The organism is Pseudomonas segetis (genome assembly GCF_900188155.1).
In the GTDB taxonomy this organism is placed as follows: domain Bacteria; phylum Pseudomonadota; class Gammaproteobacteria; order Pseudomonadales; family Pseudomonadaceae; genus Aquipseudomonas; species Aquipseudomonas segetis.
This window is the reverse complement of record NZ_FZOG01000001.1, coordinates 22,780-39,557: the sequence shown is the minus strand read 5'-3', so window position 1 is coordinate 39,557 and position 16,778 is coordinate 22,780. Positions and strand designations below refer to the sequence as shown.

General features: G+C 50.1%; 20 protein-coding genes, 1 tRNA gene and 1 pseudogene. 19 read left to right on the top strand and 3 right to left on the bottom strand.

The window, feature by feature from the left end:
• Positions 1-33: 33 nt before the first annotated feature.
• Positions 34-1,134 (top strand): redox-regulated ATPase YchF, encoded by a 1,101-nt coding sequence (ychF, locus tag CHB79_RS00195; protein ID WP_010484286.1) that lies wholly within the window; start codon positions 34-36, stop codon positions 1,132-1,134.
• 83 nt (positions 1,135-1,217) lie between these two features.
• Here the strand turns inward: ychF and CHB79_RS00190 are convergent, their stop codons facing one another.
• Positions 1,218-2,405 (bottom strand): CynX/NimT family MFS transporter, encoded by a 1,188-nt coding sequence (locus CHB79_RS00190; protein WP_089358516.1) that lies wholly within the window; start codon positions 2,403-2,405, stop codon positions 1,218-1,220.
• The gene (locus CHB79_RS22265) at positions 2,395-2,517 is read right to left on the bottom strand and encodes a hypothetical protein (RefSeq protein ID WP_281254585.1); all 123 of its coding nucleotides are present in this window, start codon (positions 2,515-2,517) and stop codon (positions 2,395-2,397) included. The genes CHB79_RS00190 and CHB79_RS22265 overlap by 11 nt, the downstream gene beginning before the upstream one ends.
• Before the next feature lie 244 nt (positions 2,518-2,761).
• Between CHB79_RS22265 and CHB79_RS00185 the strand changes: the two genes are divergently transcribed.
• The 4 genes from CHB79_RS00185 (at position 2,762) to CHB79_RS00170 (ending at position 6,964) form a co-directional block, all read left to right on the top strand.
• Positions 2,762-2,838: transfer RNA gene (locus tag CHB79_RS00185), tRNA-Met, on the top strand.
• A 166-nt stretch (positions 2,839-3,004) separates the two neighbouring features.
• Positions 3,005-4,258: a tyrosine-type recombinase/integrase gene (locus CHB79_RS00180; RefSeq protein ID WP_089358515.1), complete on the top strand. Its 1,254-nt coding sequence runs from the start codon at positions 3,005-3,007 to the stop codon at positions 4,256-4,258.
• A gap of 280 nt (positions 4,259-4,538) precedes the next feature.
• Complete coding sequence (locus CHB79_RS00175; RefSeq protein ID WP_141133408.1) at positions 4,539-5,450, top strand: hypothetical protein; 912 nt, start codon at positions 4,539-4,541, stop codon at positions 5,448-5,450.
• A 521-nt stretch (positions 5,451-5,971) separates the two neighbouring features.
• Entirely contained in the window at positions 5,972-6,964 is a 993-nt protein-coding gene (locus tag CHB79_RS00170; RefSeq protein WP_089358513.1) for a DUF4917 family protein, read from the top strand.
• Positions 6,965-7,060: 96 nt separating this feature from the next.
• Here CHB79_RS00170 and CHB79_RS00165 read toward each other — a convergent pair whose 3' ends face one another.
• Positions 7,061-7,282: a hypothetical protein gene (locus CHB79_RS00165; protein ID WP_089358512.1), complete on the bottom strand. Its 222-nt coding sequence runs from the start codon at positions 7,280-7,282 to the stop codon at positions 7,061-7,063.
• 29 nt (positions 7,283-7,311) lie between these two features.
• Between CHB79_RS00165 and CHB79_RS00160 the strand changes: the two genes are divergently transcribed.
• The 14 genes and pseudogenes from CHB79_RS00160 to CHB79_RS00105 all read left to right on the top strand — a co-directional run.
• Positions 7,312-8,586, top strand: coding sequence for an N-6 DNA methylase (locus CHB79_RS00160; RefSeq protein WP_089358511.1), 1,275 nt, complete (start codon positions 7,312-7,314; stop codon positions 8,584-8,586).
• A 32-nt stretch (positions 8,587-8,618) separates the two neighbouring features.
• The gene (locus CHB79_RS00155) at positions 8,619-9,518 is read left to right on the top strand and encodes a phosphoribosyltransferase-like protein (protein ID WP_089358510.1); all 900 of its coding nucleotides are present in this window, start codon (positions 8,619-8,621) and stop codon (positions 9,516-9,518) included.
• A 5-nt stretch (positions 9,519-9,523) separates the two neighbouring features.
• Positions 9,524-11,476 carry an ORC-CDC6 family AAA ATPase gene (locus CHB79_RS00150; RefSeq protein ID WP_089358509.1) on the top strand — a complete coding sequence of 651 codons (1,953 nt, stop codon included), beginning with the start codon at positions 9,524-9,526 and terminating at the stop codon, positions 11,474-11,476.
• Between the two features lie 59 nt (positions 11,477-11,535).
• The gene (locus CHB79_RS00145; protein WP_141133407.1) at positions 11,536-12,378 is read left to right on the top strand and encodes a hypothetical protein; all 843 of its coding nucleotides are present in this window, start codon (positions 11,536-11,538) and stop codon (positions 12,376-12,378) included.
• Positions 12,379-12,431: 53 nt separating this feature from the next.
• Complete coding sequence (locus CHB79_RS00140) at positions 12,432-13,115, top strand: dUTP diphosphatase (protein WP_089358507.1); 684 nt, start codon at positions 12,432-12,434, stop codon at positions 13,113-13,115.
• 135 nt (positions 13,116-13,250) lie between these two features.
• Positions 13,251-13,454 carry a DUF2026 family protein gene (locus tag CHB79_RS22340; protein ID WP_141133406.1) on the top strand — a complete coding sequence of 68 codons (204 nt, stop codon included), beginning with the start codon at positions 13,251-13,253 and terminating at the stop codon, positions 13,452-13,454.
• Positions 13,430-13,639: a DUF2026 family protein gene (locus CHB79_RS22335; protein ID WP_089358506.1), complete on the top strand. Its 210-nt coding sequence runs from the start codon at positions 13,430-13,432 to the stop codon at positions 13,637-13,639. The genes CHB79_RS22340 and CHB79_RS22335 overlap by 25 nt, the downstream gene beginning before the upstream one ends.
• A 394-nt stretch (positions 13,640-14,033) precedes the next feature.
• Positions 14,034-14,273 carry a helix-turn-helix domain-containing protein gene (locus CHB79_RS00130; protein WP_089358505.1) on the top strand — a complete coding sequence of 80 codons (240 nt, stop codon included), beginning with the start codon at positions 14,034-14,036 and terminating at the stop codon, positions 14,271-14,273.
• Positions 14,270-14,524 carry a helix-turn-helix transcriptional regulator gene (locus CHB79_RS00125; RefSeq protein ID WP_089358504.1) on the top strand — a complete coding sequence of 85 codons (255 nt, stop codon included), beginning with the start codon at positions 14,270-14,272 and terminating at the stop codon, positions 14,522-14,524. Before CHB79_RS00130 ends, CHB79_RS00125 begins: the two co-directional genes overlap by 4 nt.
• Positions 14,521-14,862 carry a hypothetical protein gene (locus tag CHB79_RS00120; RefSeq protein ID WP_089358503.1) on the top strand — a complete coding sequence of 114 codons (342 nt, stop codon included), beginning with the start codon at positions 14,521-14,523 and terminating at the stop codon, positions 14,860-14,862. The genes CHB79_RS00125 and CHB79_RS00120 overlap by 4 nt, the downstream gene beginning before the upstream one ends.
• A gap of 388 nt (positions 14,863-15,250) precedes the next feature.
• Positions 15,251-15,424, top strand: a complete 174-nt coding sequence (locus CHB79_RS21980) for a hypothetical protein (protein WP_176443107.1) — start codon at positions 15,251-15,253, stop codon at positions 15,422-15,424.
• Positions 15,421-15,657 carry a hypothetical protein gene (locus CHB79_RS00115; protein ID WP_089358502.1) on the top strand — a complete coding sequence of 79 codons (237 nt, stop codon included), beginning with the start codon at positions 15,421-15,423 and terminating at the stop codon, positions 15,655-15,657. The genes CHB79_RS21980 and CHB79_RS00115 overlap by 4 nt, the downstream gene beginning before the upstream one ends.
• A complete protein-coding gene (locus CHB79_RS00110) occupies positions 15,654-15,926 on the top strand; it encodes a DUF3077 domain-containing protein (protein ID WP_089358501.1) in 273 nt (90 codons plus the stop codon). The genes CHB79_RS00115 and CHB79_RS00110 overlap by 4 nt, the downstream gene beginning before the upstream one ends.
• Positions 15,923-16,444, top strand: a pseudogene (locus CHB79_RS00105) (type I secretion C-terminal target domain-containing protein); the annotation flags it as partial. The gene CHB79_RS00110 and the pseudogene CHB79_RS00105, both read left to right, overlap by 4 nt.
• Between the last annotated feature and the right edge of the window lie 334 nt (positions 16,445-16,778).

Sequence of the window (16,778 nt, the reverse complement as noted above, 5' to 3'; positions counted from 1 at the left end):
AACTCTAGAAATCATCTGCGCGAGGAAAACACCATGGGATTCAATTGCGGCATCGTCGGCCTGCCGAACGTCGGCAAGTCCACCTTGTTCAACGCCCTGACCAAATCCGGTATCGCTGCGGAGAACTTCCCCTTCTGCACCATCGAACCGAATACGGGCATAGTACCGATGCCGGATCCGCGCTTGGATGCCCTGGCTGAGATCGTCAAGCCCGAGCGCGTGATTCCAACCACCATGGAATTCGTCGACATCGCAGGCTTGGTAGCCGGCGCCTCGAAAGGTGAAGGCCTGGGCAACAAGTTCCTGGCCAACATCCGCGAAACCCACGCCATCGCCCACGTCGTTCGCTGCTTCGAAGATGAAAACGTCATCCACGTATCGAACAGCGTTGATCCAAAGCGCGATATCGAGATTATCGACCTTGAGTTGATCTTCGCCGACCTCGACAGCTGCGAGAAGCAATTGCAGAAAACCACGCGCAACGCCAAGGGCGGCGACAAAGATGCTGTCGCACAGAAAGCCCTGCTGGAAAAGCTGATTCCGCACTTCACCGCAGGCAAACCCGCACGCACGCTGCTCAAGGACCTGGCTGACGACGAGAAGCAACTGATACGCGGCTTCCACCTGCTCACCAGCAAGCCCGTCATGTACATTGCCAACGTTGCCGAAGACGGCTTCGAAAACAACCCATTGCTCGACATCGTGCGCGGCATTGCCGACGCCGAAGGTGCCGTCGTGGTGCCTGTCTGCAACAAGATCGAAGCCGAAATCGCCGAACTGGACGATGGCGAGGAAAAGGACATGTTCCTGGAGTCGCTCGGCTTTGACGAGCCAGGCCTTAACCGCGTCATCCGCGCTGGCTATGAGCTGCTCAACCTGCAAACCTACTTCACCGCTGGCGTGAAGGAAGTACGCGCCTGGACCGTTCGCGTCGGCGCCACTGCCCCGCAGTCCGCCGCCGCCATCCACACCGACTTCGAGAAAGGCTTTATCCGCGCCGAAGTGATCGCCTACAACGACTTCATCCAGTACAAGGGCGAAGCAGGCGCTAAAGAAGCCGGCAAATGGCGCCTGGAAGGCAAGGAATACATCGTTAAAGACGGCGACGTAATGCACTTCCGCTTCAACGTTTAAACACCGCTGGCAGCCCAGGCTGCCAAACCAAGCCCTCGAGACTCACCTTGTGAGCCGGGGGCTTTTTATTGCCTTCGCATCGCCTAGCTGGCCCCCGAAGGCTGGCCTGGGTGATTGATCCTTGCGTAGCTGGCTGGGCTAAAACGCAAGGTCAACAGCAACATCAAGATCAGGCTGACCAGCATCACCAGCCAGGTGCTGTAGAACGACCCGCTCAGCTCACGCAACCAACCGCCCATCGAGGGTGCAATGGCGTTGATCAAAAAACCGAAGCCCTGCACAAAAGCCACCAACTGCCCTGCCGCGCGAGGATCATGCAGGTGGTCGAGGCTCAGCAACAGGCACAACACGAAACAGGCGCCCAAGCCGAAACCGACCAACCCAACCCAGGCTGCCGATGCCGCCAACGGCATCCATAACAGCCCCGCATAACCTATTACTTGCGCCCCCAGGCTAATGCCGAGCAAAGGTCGTCGATCCTTGATGCGATGGGCCAGCACCGGCATCGACAGCGCCGCCAGCACCTGGAATATGGTCATCCACGCCAACAGCGCACCACTGGCCTGCTGGCTCCAGCCCAACTGCTGGTAATAGGCTGGCAGCCAGGCGACCATGGTCATAAAGCCCCAATTACAGAAGCCGAAATAAATCGCCAGCAACCATGCCCGACGGTTGCCGACAAAGGCCTTGAATGAAACCCTTTGCGCCAAGGCCTGAGGCCTGTGCCAGGGCATCCTGAACCACAGCAAGGCGGCAAGCAGCGCAGGGATCAGCCAAACCCACAGCCCCGCCTGCCAATGACCAAATGCCTGGGCCATATGTGGGCTCAGCAAGGCAGCCAGGCCGCCGCCACTCATCAATGACGCCGAATAAACCCCCATCGCCAAAGCCACACAACCAACGAACTGACGCTTGACCATGCCTGGCACCAGCACCTGGATCAACGCGACACCAACACCGCCCAGCAACGCTGTTGCCAGCAACACATTGCCATCCGCGATAAAACCCCGCGCGAGACAAGCCAGGAAAATACACAGCAAACCCAGGGCAATGCCCCTGCCCTCACCCAGCCGCGCTTCAATCCACGAGCCACAGAGCGCCACCAGGCCAATACATACCACAGGCAAGGTCGTTAGCAGCGCCGCCCCCTGGAAGCTCATTGACGTGCTTAGCCGAATATCGTCCAGCAAGGGACTGATCGAGGTGAGAATTGGCCGCAGGTTAAGCCCCAAGGCAACCAGCACCAGCCAACCCCAAAACCTAATCCTCATTCAATAACTCCAGCATCGCTGGTAAACCCTTGAACACGCTGCACAGACGCACGCTCCACACAAAACTCGCCCACTTGGGCGAACGATCAAACAGACGACTGCGGCGGATCATTGATACACCACAGCGAAAAAGACAAAGCCGAAGCTCAAAGAAGGGCAATTCAACACCCGAGCATTGTGCCACGCTCGCCCGAGAAAGTTGACGGATTGGACAGGTAATTAAAATTTAGCTTGGCACAGCGACGATCCAAACCACGCGAGTGCACGCATTGCGCGTAAGCACTTGATCAAACGCAATAATTTTATCAAAACATGCTTGACACAAAGCCCTCAGGCTAGAATAATGCGCGCCACTCGGCTACGTAGCTCAGCTGGTTAGAGCATAGCATTCATAATGCTGGGGTCCGGGGTTCAAGTCCCTGCGTAGCCACCAAATACCTGTTTCTACCTGTCTCAGACAGTCTACGAAACACCCCAAGAAGCCCGCCTAGTGCGGGCTTTCTTGTATCTGGCTGTTTATACCTGTCTCTACCTATCATTGCGCGGCGTGTATCCCCCTGTGTATCCTCTTGGAATAATTGAACCAAGGGGATACACAAATGAAGCGTTCAGAAATCAAGCGCCGCCCCCTCTCAGACACTGCCCTTGCTGGCTTAGAGCCAGACGTCAAGGAATACCGCGAGCTAGACGGCTCAGGGCTATATTTTAGAGTCAAGCCAGACGGGCAAAAGTCGTGGCAGTTCCGCTACAAAAAGCCAGACGGCAAATGGTCGTGGCTTGGGCTTGGCGGGTATCCCGATGTCAGCGGCTCACTGGCACGGCAAAAAGCAGCCGAGTTGCGCAACGATGCAAGCGAAGGGAAAAACCCTCTCGCCAGCAAGCAGGCCCGCAAAGCGGAAGAACAGGCCGCCGCTGACAACACCTTTGAACGTTTGGCGCGTGAGTGGTACAGCTCTCGCTTAAACAGTTGGGACAACGGTACTGCCAAACGGGTAATCGGTGCACTTGAACGCCATGTGCTCCCCACATTTGGTAAACGTCCTTACACCAGCATTCTTTCAATGGAGTGGATGGATCTACTGCGTGGCATGGAGCAGAAAGGCATTCTCGAGCAGATGAGCCGAGTGCGCGCTTACTGCAAGGATATATATGACTTGGCCAGGGTTACTGGCCGCGCCGTAAACAACCCACTGGACGGAGTTCACAAGTTCCTATCAACCGGCAAGGCCGAGAACTACGCACACGTATCTGCTGACGAATTACCCGCCCTACTCCGAGCAATTCAGTCCTACCCCCACGCCAAGGATGTTCAGCTAGGTTTGCGCCTACTGACCCTGCTAGCCGTCCGCCCCAGTGAACTACGAGAAGCTCACTGGTCAGAGTTCGACTTTGACAAGAAGCTATGGACTATCCCACCTGAACGCAAAGGCAGGAAGCCAAGGCGTGGTGAAGCACGTGAACACCTGGTACCGCTCTGCCGCCAAGCCATTGCCTTGCTCGAAGAGTTGCACCCAATCACCGGAGCTTATCCCCTGCTGTTTCCGGGCCGTAGTGATCGCACAAAACCACGCAGCGACACAGTGTTTCTAATGGCTCTGCGTCGCCTTGGTTATGAAGGCCGACAGACTGGTCATGGCTTCCGCCATATTGCCAGCACCATACTGAATGAACATGGTTTTACTGCTGACCATATCGAGGCACAGTTGAGTCACAAGGCACCCGGAGTGCGAGGCATATACAACAAAGCCCAGTACCTAGAGCAACGCACGACCATGCTGCAATGGTATGCCGATCACCTAGACAAACTGGCAGCCGGAAACGTTGTTACAGGCACCTTTGGCAAGGTGGTTTAGGCATGCATTACAATAACCCTGAAAAAACACGTGTTCCATGTGTTCCACGTGTTCCAAAATTGCTTAAAGCCAATAATTACGGGGCCTGCAAGGGTGGAACACAAAACCTTAATAACTGGAACACTAGCCCCGAGGAACACAAAACGTGTTCCAGTGCTCGCCTGCAAATGGGAACACCAACACCGCACCTATTATCGACTGCAGGCCACTTCCTTTGTGGCGCCCCAGTGCAGCCAAGCGCAACTCAACCTCCCGCTGCTTTGGGGCTTGGGGGCACATCTTGATCAGCCCGTATTACCTAGCTTCACCACTTGATATCGAAGCGTGGGAGGTCATTGAAACGCTAGAGCAATATGTTCTCTATGATGAGTTTGCTGAGCGCATTGAATATGCATTGCAACTGCTGGAAGAAGGGCAGAGACACTGGCAAGAGCACCAATCACCAGATGGTGAGTGGTCAGAAATATCGATCATGGTTGTTTCCGAAGTAAGGCGGCTCTCATACAACATCAGTCAGAAGCTTCAAATCTCTGACCTAGATATAGCGGCTTGCATTCGCTCTACAGTGGGAATAAGCAGCGAGAGTAACGTCTCAAATAGTCAGTGCATGGCAGCTCTCGCAATAGACCGGGCGTGCAGAGCGATTGAAACTCTCGGCAAATGGCTTGCTGACTTTCAGCAAGAATTTCACACCACCAGTCCAGAAACTCTAGACGCCATAGCACGAGAGAGCCCCGATGACTTTGAAGCGCTCATAAACGAGCCTAGGCGAGAATGGGCACAAGTCGAAATGGAGACACGAGAAAACACAGCCGAAATTTTAGGAAATGCGCGCCATTACCTAATACTGGCTGCGGTATACGCCTTGCCTATATTGAGTGACGAAGATAAAACTAAGATCAGCACAGCGGCAAGAAGCAGAGGACTCCGATCAGCAGAGCTACGACGACGCGCTGTCACAGAGCGAAACGATGCCATATGTGCGAAAGCACATACGCTAAGAAAGAACGGTGTCGCAGAAAAAGACCTGGTTGGGATGATAGCGCATACTGCTACTGCTGAAAAAGAATCAGGCGGCGTGAAACTATCAAAAAAACAAATACGGAACATTCTGCGAGCTGGCGGGGCGCTTGACCCAGACCTGGACTTAACTTGGCCTCCCGACTGCATTCGATTAGATCCGCCGTTTTGATTGTAGGTGACACTGATTGGCAACTGTCGGCCAACAGCTTCCGGTCATGAAAGACAGGAATAGGCCACTGGGTACTTTACTGGGTTCATGAGCCTGATCGGACCATATAGTTCGATCAGGATTACATGCAGACCAATGAAGATTGTACTGTTGCGGCGGCATGGTGGTACGGGCAGCGTGGACGAGGCGGATGGGCTTCTGGACGTTTCCTCGGTGAAACACACGTCAACCCGCCGGAAGCGCTGGAACTCGAGAGGGCCAGGGTATCGAACGTGAAACGCAGACATGTCCCCAATCACTTAACTAGCAATAACGGGTAGTTAATGCCTTTTGGATTATTTTGATCTCCAATTTATTTGCAGATTTCTAAGCACTTTTTTGTGAGTAATTCAGCGCTCAACTGCGAGCGTTGCTACTACTCGAAGCAGGTAGTGGCTAGATGCCATTTAAACATCTGCAGGTATGTGTTAGAGCTATGCTTTGAGATCAGAACCGAGTGTTCGGGAGCCAGGAAAGAGCTTATGCCACACGACATTCATCACTGGGAAGATATTGCAAGTGATTTTCAACGGGGAGCCGTACTGATTGGTAATGGAGCAAGTATCGCAGTCAATACGGACTTCGGATATGCGACTCTTCTACAGGAAGCACGCAGTCGAGGATTACTTACGGCAGAGGTAGAGGAGCTTTTTAGATCGTTCGGTACGAGTGATTTTGAGTTGGTGCTGCGGTTAGTTTGGCATGCGACCAGGGTCAATTCTGCACTCCAGATCCCTGATGGCCTCACAGTTCAGGTGTACCAGGACATTCGTCAAGCACTCATTGAAACCGTACGTGCCGTGCATCCTGCTCACGCCGAAATAGCTGATCGCCTTCCCAGTATGTACGGCTTTCTGAAACAGTTCAGTACGGTGTTGTCACTGAATTACGACCTGCTTGTGTACTGGACGATGACATACGGGCTAGACGTGCAGGATCAGCATCAGTTCAAGGACTGCTTCTTGGCTGGAAGCTTCGATGATGGCTGGAAGCGCTTTAGGCGGCGGACCTGGGAGCGGACAAATACGCTGGTCTTTTACCCACACGGCAACCTAGCTCTGCGTCGAGACGTTGTGGACAACGAAGGCAAGATTCACGATCAGGGAGCAGGACTTCTTGAGGCAATTCTGTCTGCCTGGAGCACCGGTCGCTTTATCCCCCTTTTTGTGAGTGAAGGTACTTCGGCGCAGAAGTTGTCGGCGATCCAGAACAGCTACTACCTATCCACAGTGTACCGAGAGGTTATCCCGTCGCTGGACGGAACTCTCACCATCTTCGGGTGGGGCATGGGCGAACAGGAATTGCATTTACTTCAACGGCTTTCCCAAGCGAATGTGGCTCGTGTGGCGTGCTCGGTTTATCAGGGCAACCAACAGTTTTGCGAGGCTGCGTATCGCATTATCAGGGATCACCTTGGTGAGATAGACATTGTGTTTTTTGACAGTGGGACTGCCGGGTGGGCGGTCGGCGCTTAGACTTGAGCCGTGCGCGGTAGAGCACGAAAGATGATTCGAGAGAGGTTGCATGAGGACATCACCACATCTGCCACTCAACAAATCCGAGCCGATTCCTCATTCGCTCCAAGTTGCTACCAAAGGGAAGGCAAAAGCGGTTATACATGCCATGCGGGCGCGCTCACCAGCCCAATGAACGCCTGCAGGCTTAGCGGTATTTGCACAGGATCGACTGCCGAAGTTAATCGCCAGGCAATTCTCAATCGCTTTAGGAAAAGCTTTTGCCTGGTCATACACGCTCGCGATCAAGCTACATAAATCAATCTTTATGAACTGCATGCGTCATCGCCTTATTGCGCCACGGTACCATGAGCGTATACCGTGCACACTTCGACGTTACTGAAAGTAAATTAATTAGTATTGGGGATATCGCCTTGAAATCCACACTCCGATTTCGCAAGGCACGAAACTTGGCCGACGAGCAAGGACAAGTTTTCACGCCAGCGGTGATCGCATCATTGCTGGCAAAAGCAGTCGCGGCTGACCGTGAGACAATCGTTGACATTGGTGCTGGTGAAGGCGCTTTGGCTTCCGCAGCTTTGACTCGATGCAAGGATGCCGCTGTTGTTTTAGTCGAGAAAGACAAGCAATACGCACAAGCACTTAGTAGCCTGTTCACTCCAAACGCCAAGGTGATCGCCGAGGATGCTCTGACCCCTGGCCTCCTTGAGAGCATCATCTCACCGCTTGCAAAATCAGTCGTACTCTCGAACCCCCCCTACGGAATGCTTCGTATCTCTAGAGAAGAACTTACCAGCGATAGGGAAGAATTACCCCCGATTGTAGAAGGGGGTGGATGGGTTAGAAGAGATGCGGCTTTCTTGGCACGAATTTGGTCGGCAAGTAACAAAGGTACCTCACTAGGTTTGATCGTCACCTCTGCAATTATTTGCGATAAAGCATATGAGTCGTATCGCAGAAAGCTGGCAGAAGAACTCTCTGACCTAGTTATTACCGAACTTCATCCTAAAACATTTGCAAATGCCGAGGTGCAGGCTTACCTAATTTCTGGATGTAAAAGCGTTCGCCGAAAGCGAAACGTATTACTAAGGCAAGCAAATTTGCAAGGAAATATTGTAAATGAGTTGTCAGTTTCGACGCAGCAAGCAATCGAAAGACTCGATTACACGTATCACTCAATGATTCATGAAGTGCAACTAAAACCTGGGCAATCAATCGGAAGCCTATCCGAACTAGGAGGGATAATAGCTCGTGGAAGCCGATCTCAGAACGTGTTCAGAGCGCTTGGACTTACAGCATTTCACACCACTGACTTTGTTACAAACTCGAAGCATCTTAAACTGAATGGCGCAATTGAGGGATTTAAGTCTGCACATCCTGGAGATATTTTAATTCCAAGAGTTGGCTCTAGATGCTTAATACGAGAAGCCAAGGTAGTAGAAGGCACTGGACTAATTACGGATTGCATATATCGTATTCGCGCCCCACAAAGCGTACAAAAAAAAATATGGCATACCCTTGACAGCGATTTCGGGAGGGAATGGCGGAAATTGGCGGCAAAAGGATCTTGTGCGAAACATATAACGATAGAAACACTCAGCTCCCTTCCCATCTTGGCATAAAGAAAAAATAATAATATATAGGAAAACATGGATTGAACCATATATATAGTGAATCCTCAAAATACGACCAACTTTCATTAGAGAGAACAGTTAAGGGGCTAAGCAATTTAGGAATTCGTCAGCCACCCCTGACATGGGAAAAGGCGAAACGGTGGGCGAAGCAGTTTAACGATGGTCCAGAAAAAGCCCTGGCGTGGTTAATCCTTCGCTTCTTGGTCTTTCGGACAACGGAACAGCTAGAGTCCTCCTTTAGACAAGCAATAAAGTCTGCGAGCCAACATTTTGGAGAGAAAATTGAGCTTCCAAAGGAAACGGACTGGCGCGCCATTCTAAATGGGGACATCGGAAACCTGAGCTTCTACTGCAGCCCCCCCACTCTTAATACCCATAACCTCCCTGGGAAAAGTGGAGAGCTAATTGCCCGCTTAGTTAACAGAACATTCGGCGTAAATAAGTCATATGCATATGACTTTACAGTAATGCGCGAAGATGAGCGGTTGCTAATTGTCGATGACGGAACATTTACTGGCGAGCAACTCGACGGCTTTCTAGCCAGCTACGGACCAGCAAAAAACTATCCAGAACAAATAGCTATTGTGGTGGCTATAGCACATGAAGAAGCGATCTCTAAACTTGCAAAGCAACACCCCGGTATTGCTGTATTTTTTGGGGAAATGCTTTTAAAAGCCCACTGCTTTGAGCACCTAGCACAGGCGTGGATATCTAACGGATTGTGGCCATACCCTGAAAGCCACCCCACTGATGTATATAAAGCAATTTGTGAGAAGCACAAGCTTCTAAATGGTAGTAGTGGCTCACTTGGCTTTGGCAGTCTCGGTGTAATAGTGGGGTATGAGCACGGCATTCCAGATGACTCGCTAAGTATACTTTGGAGCAAATCAGAAACGTGGCTCCCCTTAATAGAAAGGTAAAAGATATGAAGGCAAGCACTGACGCCGCAATCCTGACGAAAACTCGCGCCGAAGAACACGACGCAGATATATGGGGTGAATTTTTTATCCCCCCTTACTTTGAGCGCTTGGGTCTAAAAACAGCAACTAAGTCAAATTACATAATTGGAAAGCGTGGCTGTGGAAAAACCATGCTTCTAAAATATTTTGATTACCATACAGCATTCTCAAGCAGAAGGCCGTCAATCCCCACTGAAGAAATATCTCACATAGGCATCTACTGGCGCGTAGATACTCAATTTTGTAGTTCCCTACAGCATAGAGGGATAACGGAGGAACAGTGGCAGATTGTTTTTGAAAGCTACTTCTCTTTATATATCGGCATCGAAATAATTAGATCGCTAAAGGCTATCGCTAATAGCGCATACCCAAACTTCAATACTGGGGATTTCGAGCGCTTGCATTTTAACTCCGCATCAGATTTTCATGAAGACTTTCCGTCATCCGCCGCCGAGCTTGAAATACATCTGGGCAAAATAAGGCGATCATTTTCAACATGGGTATCCAATGTAGCGACAGCCAAGCAACCGCTACTACCGCCAGGACGTATATTTCTAGAGTCCCTAATTGAGGACATTCGAGAGGTCCCAGCACTCAGTAACGCATCTTTTTATATCTATGTAGATGAAATTGAAAATCTAGTATCCCATCAGCGGAGAGTTTTAAACTCACTCCTAAAGCACAGTCAAAAACCGTTAATTATTAACTTCACCTCGAAGGAACGGTCGCAAGACAATCAAACTACTGGGCCGGAATGGGTAAATGGCACTCATGATTACCGACTTCTGGATCTAGATCAGTTACTGTATGAAAGCGAGCGACCATTTTTTTTCTCAGAGGTATTTTTAGCCAACTTAGATCTAGCGTCCGGTCTGCATGAAAGCGAATTAGTCAAAAGATTACAATCATTAGAATCTATGCCTGAGAGGCGAGCCCCTCAGTACAGGGAGTCTATTCTTTCTGAAATGAGAGATCGTTTCCCAACCAAGAGTTATAAAGCTTTTGCTGCAGATGCCCTGAAGATAGACGCCATCAAGAGAAAGCTAGAAGAACGAATAAGTAAGGCCTTAAAATATAGAAGCTCGAGAATAACTCTTAGTGATTTCATGGCTTTTACAACAATTCCGGAGGCCTTAGTCACTGTTCCTGCGCTCTTAAACAGACAGGCATTAACTCCAGAAAAAGTCTTGAAAGCCTTAGGTGAGTACGCAACCACAGGGGAAGGGCAATTCCACACATCGTGGATACAGAATAATCTTGTTGGGGCGCTGCTTGAGATATATCGCCCCTATGGACGAGAGTGCCCGCTATATAGCGGATTTGACACGCTTTGCACAATGTCTAACAACAACCTAAGACACTTCCTCATCCTCTGCTACAAAGCTCTAGAAATAGCAGATTTAAAAGAGGAGGAAGAGAGAGCGATCTCCATCGAGACCCAAAGTCGTGCAACCTATGAAGCGGCGGACCAGCTGATCAAAGAGATAAAAACTTTTGGCCAATATGGAGAGCAGCTAAGAATATTTGTGCTTAGACTTGGAAGTATTTTCAGAGCCTTGCAAGCAACACCTCCGATGAGTGAGCCCGAACAAAATCAATTCACTGTAAACTCAGGAAGTCGAGCATTAAAACCCGAAGAGCTTAACTTTATAAGTGAAGCAATTAAATATGCTATATTAGTTGAAAAGCTAGAAACTAAGACCAAGGGATCAGTAGGTAGTGACATCATTGACTATCAATTGAATCCAATATATTCGCCTTACTTTCAAATCAGTTATCGCCGCAAGAGAAAACTTGAAATATCTACCGACGATTTTCAAGTACTCTTCTCAGGCAACGAAGACGAATATAGGAGTTTGGCTCGATCCGTTGCTAAAGCGACACCGGAAGTTGATGACCGACAACTGGGGCTTATCTGATGAGCATCTCAATAGCCAGTTTTTACACTCGATCTTCGTCAAACCCAAAAGATCTGTTATTGGACGATAAGTTTGTTTTTATACATGGCAGTGCATTGGATGAACGTGGAGAGCTTGCAATTTCTTTTGGAGATGCAAATGCTCAGCGCGTGCTTGTCCAGTATGACATTGAAACAATGGCCCTTAGCGTCGACAACACCACCGCAAGTGCCGATGTCGGCTCAGACCTGTTTCGTCACTTTACGGCTGGACAACTTGTAGTTCTAGAAGCCACTACACTAGGATTTGCTGAGCTATTTTCCACTATACGGGCTCTTATCGATATTGGCCTTAAAAGAATAGAAATTATATATGTTGAACCATTAGAGTATACAAAACCAAAGGGTGCAGATCAGTACGCTCTCTCTGACCGAATAAAAGGCTATCTCCCCATACCGAATTCAATTGTCGACCTGACCTCCGACGACCTTGAGGCAGGAGTTTTCTTTTTAGGGTTTGAATCGGAAAGATTAGAACGAGCACTTGAAGAGCATCAAATGATCACTACAAAGGATATCAAGGTAGTGTTTGGCATCCCGGCATTTCAACCTGGCTGGGAACTAAACTCTATCGTTCCCCATCTAACTCGACTAAGTGAGCAAGGTCGAATCGAGATGGCTTATTGTGCTGCGAATGACCCGGAGGCTGCATTTGAGTGTCTAGAGACTACCCGCACATCTCTCGGCTACGGAAAAAGCATGTTTATTGCCCCTATTGGTACTAAGCCATGTGGAATAGCATCAGCAGTATTCGCAAGCATCTACCCAGAGCAAGTCGGCTTGCTATTTGATCACCCCACGCGCAAGTCGAAACGTTCAGAAGGCTCCAGTTTATGGCATCGATACTCAGTCATATTGCAATAGTAAGTATTTTGGAACGTTAATAGCTTGCTCTATCAAGATGAGGCATCCAAATAATGACCTACCAAGACAGCCTAAAGCCTGCAAACCTCAAGACAATGCTAACTCTGCAGGATGAACTTAATAGGGTTATTGACCCCAACTGGGTTAGTGCCAAACAACCCTTTCTGAGAGCTGCTTTTGTTGAAGCTGCTGAAGCACTGGATCATCATGGTTGGAAGTGGTGGAAAAATCAGTCCCCAGACGTCTACCAGCTGCAAATTGAACTGATAGACATACTTCACTTTTACTTGTCTGACGCATTGGTCGAGTCCAATGCAAATCTTGACTTATCAATCAAGAAGATAAGTACAGAACTACAAATAACAAATATAATTTTTGACGAAGTGGAATACAAGCTTGGCAAGCTTGATATTCTTCAGCTTCTTGAGTTGCTCGGCGCAATGGCTGCTTGCCGTCGTCGCAGCTTTGCAGTGCTGGACCAGTTAATGAAGAGGTGCTCTCTTCGCTGGCATGATGTATTCCTACACTACGTATCAAAAAATATTTTAAACCTTTTTCGACAAGCGAACGGATATCGCGATGGAAGCTACATAAAAATCTGGGATGGTGAGGAAGACAATGTTTGGCTTGAAAGAATTGTAAAAAATATCAGCCCTGAAGAACCTGATTACCCTACACGGCTCCGTCAAAAACTCACTGAAAAATACCTAAAAATCAAAAGCGGATCGAGTTCGTAGAACTCTGAATAGCGCAGGATTCACTAGAGACCTCCAAGCCTCATAATAAGGCTCAGTAAGATGAACCATAAGCAACCAGCGTTACCTTGAAGAATTTAAGGACGAAGTGATCAAGCAAGTAAGCACGGCAATACATTGTCATTTACAGATGAAGAAAACGGTAACATCTATAGTAGTCCAGAAGCATTCCACTGCTGGGTCGAAACTGATAATTATTTCACAGACTTCACAGCACCAGAATATATAGAAGCTCTTGTTCAAGGTGGAGTGAAAGCTAACATCAAAAGAATGATATTCAAAAAAATATATAATCCATGCCTGAAAGTCCGTACGACATGACCAGTGCAGGTGATTTTTACCTCGAGTCAAACTCCGAACTTACTCACCACTTACTAACTAAAATGTTTCAGAAGCCAATCACTCAGGATTTATCTGAAATTTTCTTAGAGTGGTGTAAAAGGGGCCAGGAAATTTTTTCTAGCTTCGATATCACTTATGATTTGGGTAAAAAATACTTTATGTAAAACCTATATGTAATAGAGTGCTCGGCTTATGGTAAATACTCAAATCACTCGTAGCACACGCCGGACCGAGCTAAAGCCCGCCCCTTAACCAAACGCTATATATCAAGAGATAGCATAAAGATCAAGAAAATAACATCCACTAAGTTATCACAGTTATTGCAGCGCCTATAAGCATGCCTGCAATAGTTTTCGGTCTGCAACGACTGCCCACTAGTAGATTTCCTTTTCCCTAGTCCTTGCGCATTTCACCTGCGCCCTTCCCTCCATTCTTTATGGCTGAACTGGCAAATTAATGCCATTAAAAATTCTTGAAAATAACAGGGAAATGAACGGCCGGTCATTTCCCTGACCACCCTTAGCCTATGCCTGTCTCAACTAGTACAGGTAATTAGCTATGACCATTCAGCCCCTGCAAACCGGCGCTATTGCTCCTCCTTTTAGCGACGTTCTTATGACCACAGCCCAAGCAGCTGCGGCTCTTGGCTTATCACCTCGCACGCTTGATGCCTGGCGTTGTTCGCGCCGTGGTGGGCCTGCGTGGATTAAATGCGGTTCTCGCGTTCGTTACCGTAAAAGCGATGTCTCTGCCTGGTTAGAAACGCATACCCGCCAGATAACAGGAGACCAAGCATGACGACTGCTCGCCTCTCTGCTGGTCAGCTTGACCCTTCAACAAGCCTGATACGCATCAATGAAGTTGTGGCCATTGTCGGCCTGGCACGCCCGACCATTTATAAGCTGATGAGTCAGCGAGAAAGCGGCTTCCCACTTCCCGTAAAGCTGAGTGACAGCACCGCCCGAGGTGCGCCAGTGGCGTGGGTTCTGAGTGAGGTTCAGGAATGGGTGCGTTCACGAATCGCTGCCCGGGACAAGGTGGCCGCATGATGCCGATCTTTCTACCCCACACCATGCTTGATAGCCCTGAAGCTTTGTCGCTCCCGGAGCTAAGTGAGATTCAGCGGCGCGGTCGAACAGCCCTGATTGCTATGCGTGACAAGGCGCTGGCAGAAGGTGCTCAGGTAATGTTCGTAATTTGGCCTGGCGGTACTTGGACAATGCTGGCGATTGAGCCGCCAGTCGATGCCACCGTCACTGATGCAAGCCAACTGATACCCAGTCTTCTACTTGCCAGTGAGGCACTGGCTGAGTTCGAGCGCCGAGCAAAAAAGGGTGAGTACTTAGGTTGGCTATCGCTAGAGCGCAGCCCTCCAACTCTGCACTGAAACAAAAACGCCCACGGTTAACCGTAGGCGTCATGTCAAAGCAGCTCAGCAACCCCGAGAAGCCAAACTGCGAGGCCATTTTATGCCTAGTATTTCCATCCAGCAAGTTCGACTTGCACAGATCAAATCATCGAGCTACTCTGCCAAGGTCGCTGCAAATTCAGCGACCGGGTTTGGCGACCCGAACATCAGTAGGCGCACAAGCGCCCCATATCCAGCAGCAGGCGCTTTTTTTGTGCCCGCAGCTACGTGTTATGGCGGCTGTGCGTGGGATACCTTCGGGTATGCCGGGTGCCTACTGTCCCGGTTCGCCAACCTGCGCACAGCTGCCACCCATAATCGTTTGGCGACGGTTCGTGGCAGCTCCACAACAGTAGGAGCACCACTTATGAAGCATTTGCACGCCCTCAATCCGCCTCCAATTCAGCAACATATCGCCTCATTAAAAGCCCGCGCCATTTCCGCGCTACACGCTGACTCTTCACTTTCCGTTCGCCTCGCCCGCTACAACGAAGCCATGCGCCGTACTCGCGCCCTGGAAACCAAAGGGGGTGCGCAATGAATCCGCACCTCAAAACACTTCAAGACTGCGAGTCTGAACTCACTGGAGCCAGTGACGCGCTGGCCATTTTGACCGGGCTGTTCTCGGCGATTCCAAAACTGGATCAAGTCAACGCAGCAGCCGTTGCCCGCGCCGGACGCTACATCGCCGAAGACTGGGCAAACATGCTGGACGTTGATGCTGAGCAACTGCGCATTGAAGCCTCCGCTTTGAACGGTGAGGTGCAATCATGAGTTCGCTTTCAGTTGTGACCACTCGCCAAGAACTTTTCTGCAAACTGCCTACAGGCGGCTTGCTGTCGGTTAATGAGGGCGTGCCGATTACTGATGCGCTTGAGCATGCTTCCTGCCTTCTTGCCTGCGTAAATAGCCTCAGTGCATCCATCGGCGATGGCAACGCTGAGCCGGTGGATGCATATGCCATTCAGTACCTGAACGAATTGGCCAAAGGCTTGATTGATGCCTGCGTATCGGGCGCGCTTCGCAAGGAGGCCAGCCAATGACTGCCTCTAAAAAGCGCCCAAGCTTCGCAGAAGTAAAGGCGGCGGCATTGCGCTCAATTGATCGAGTGTTGGCGCATTGGTTGCCCGGTGGCAAGCGTGTAGACAACAACCGGGAATACACCGCACCCAACCCTTTGCGCGCAGACAAACATGCAGGCTCATTCAAAGTTAACCTGGCTAAAGGCACATGGTCGGACTTCGCTACCGGAGACAAAGGCGGCGATCTAATTGACCTGGTGCGCTACCTCGACGGCGGCACGGATATCGAAGCCTGTAACAAGCTGGCTGACTTCCTAAATGTCACCGCAAGCAGCGAGCCTGCACCTGTTGCGAAACAGGCCAAAACACCGGAATGGGTGCCGGTGCAGCCCGTACCCGATGAAGCGATGGGCAAGTGTCCACTCAAGCATCGCCAGCACGGTAAACCGTCAAAGGTGTGGGTCTATAAAGACGCTGAATCCCGTCCGCTGTTTGTGCTGTATCGCTTCGACCTGGGGCCGGATGAAAACGGTACTCCGCCCGACATCAGTGAGCGGTGCACTGGGTCCTATGCAGCGATTAATTGTTCGATGCTGAGCTCTGCACTGATTTCTCGCACGGCACGTTCTCTAAGCCATCGTGTTCCTGTAGCGCTCAATATCGGTAGGCAAATGTCTCCCATCGAGCGACCCCAGCCTAACGCCTTCTCAGTTGCGTTCACATGAGCGGCAATCTGAGTTAGTTCATGGACGGCCTTTTCCAGTCGCGCTGCCCAGAGGTAACGAGCGGCTTCCAGCATATTGTGACGGGCCTTTTTGGCCTCTTGCTTGGCCAGCTCAATACGCTCCGCTATCGTTTCCAGCTCAGTGTTCA

Bases quoted from the DNA above. Each gene is read 5' to 3' on its own strand.
- ychF (WP_010484286.1), top strand. From the start codon at position 34: ATGGGATTCAATTGCGGCATCGTCGGCCTGCCGAACGTCGGCAAGTCC.
- CHB79_RS00190 (WP_089358516.1), bottom strand. From the start codon at position 2,405: ATGAGGATTAGGTTTTGGGGTTGGCTGGTGCTGGTTGCCTTGGGGCTT.
- CHB79_RS22265 (WP_281254585.1), bottom strand. From the start codon at position 2,517: ATGATCCGCCGCAGTCGTCTGTTTGATCGTTCGCCCAAGTGGGCGAGT.
- CHB79_RS00180 (WP_089358515.1), top strand. From the start codon at position 3,005: ATGAAGCGTTCAGAAATCAAGCGCCGCCCCCTCTCAGACACTGCCCTT.
- CHB79_RS00170 (WP_089358513.1), top strand. From the start codon at position 5,972: ATGCCACACGACATTCATCACTGGGAAGATATTGCAAGTGATTTTCAA.
- CHB79_RS00165 (WP_089358512.1), bottom strand. From the start codon at position 7,282: ATGCAGTTCATAAAGATTGATTTATGTAGCTTGATCGCGAGCGTGTAT.
- CHB79_RS00160 (WP_089358511.1), top strand. From the start codon at position 7,312: ATGAGCGTATACCGTGCACACTTCGACGTTACTGAAAGTAAATTAATT.
- CHB79_RS00150 (WP_089358509.1), top strand. From the start codon at position 9,524: ATGAAGGCAAGCACTGACGCCGCAATCCTGACGAAAACTCGCGCCGAA.
- CHB79_RS00140 (WP_089358507.1), top strand. From the start codon at position 12,432: ATGACCTACCAAGACAGCCTAAAGCCTGCAAACCTCAAGACAATGCTA.
- CHB79_RS22335 (WP_089358506.1), top strand. From the start codon at position 13,430: ATGCCTGAAAGTCCGTACGACATGACCAGTGCAGGTGATTTTTACCTC.
- CHB79_RS00130 (WP_089358505.1), top strand. From the start codon at position 14,034: ATGACCATTCAGCCCCTGCAAACCGGCGCTATTGCTCCTCCTTTTAGC.
- CHB79_RS00125 (WP_089358504.1), top strand. From the start codon at position 14,270: ATGACGACTGCTCGCCTCTCTGCTGGTCAGCTTGACCCTTCAACAAGC.
- CHB79_RS00120 (WP_089358503.1), top strand. From the start codon at position 14,521: ATGATGCCGATCTTTCTACCCCACACCATGCTTGATAGCCCTGAAGCT.
- CHB79_RS21980 (WP_176443107.1), top strand. From the start codon at position 15,251: ATGAAGCATTTGCACGCCCTCAATCCGCCTCCAATTCAGCAACATATC.
- CHB79_RS00115 (WP_089358502.1), top strand. From the start codon at position 15,421: ATGAATCCGCACCTCAAAACACTTCAAGACTGCGAGTCTGAACTCACT.
- CHB79_RS00110 (WP_089358501.1), top strand. From the start codon at position 15,654: ATGAGTTCGCTTTCAGTTGTGACCACTCGCCAAGAACTTTTCTGCAAA.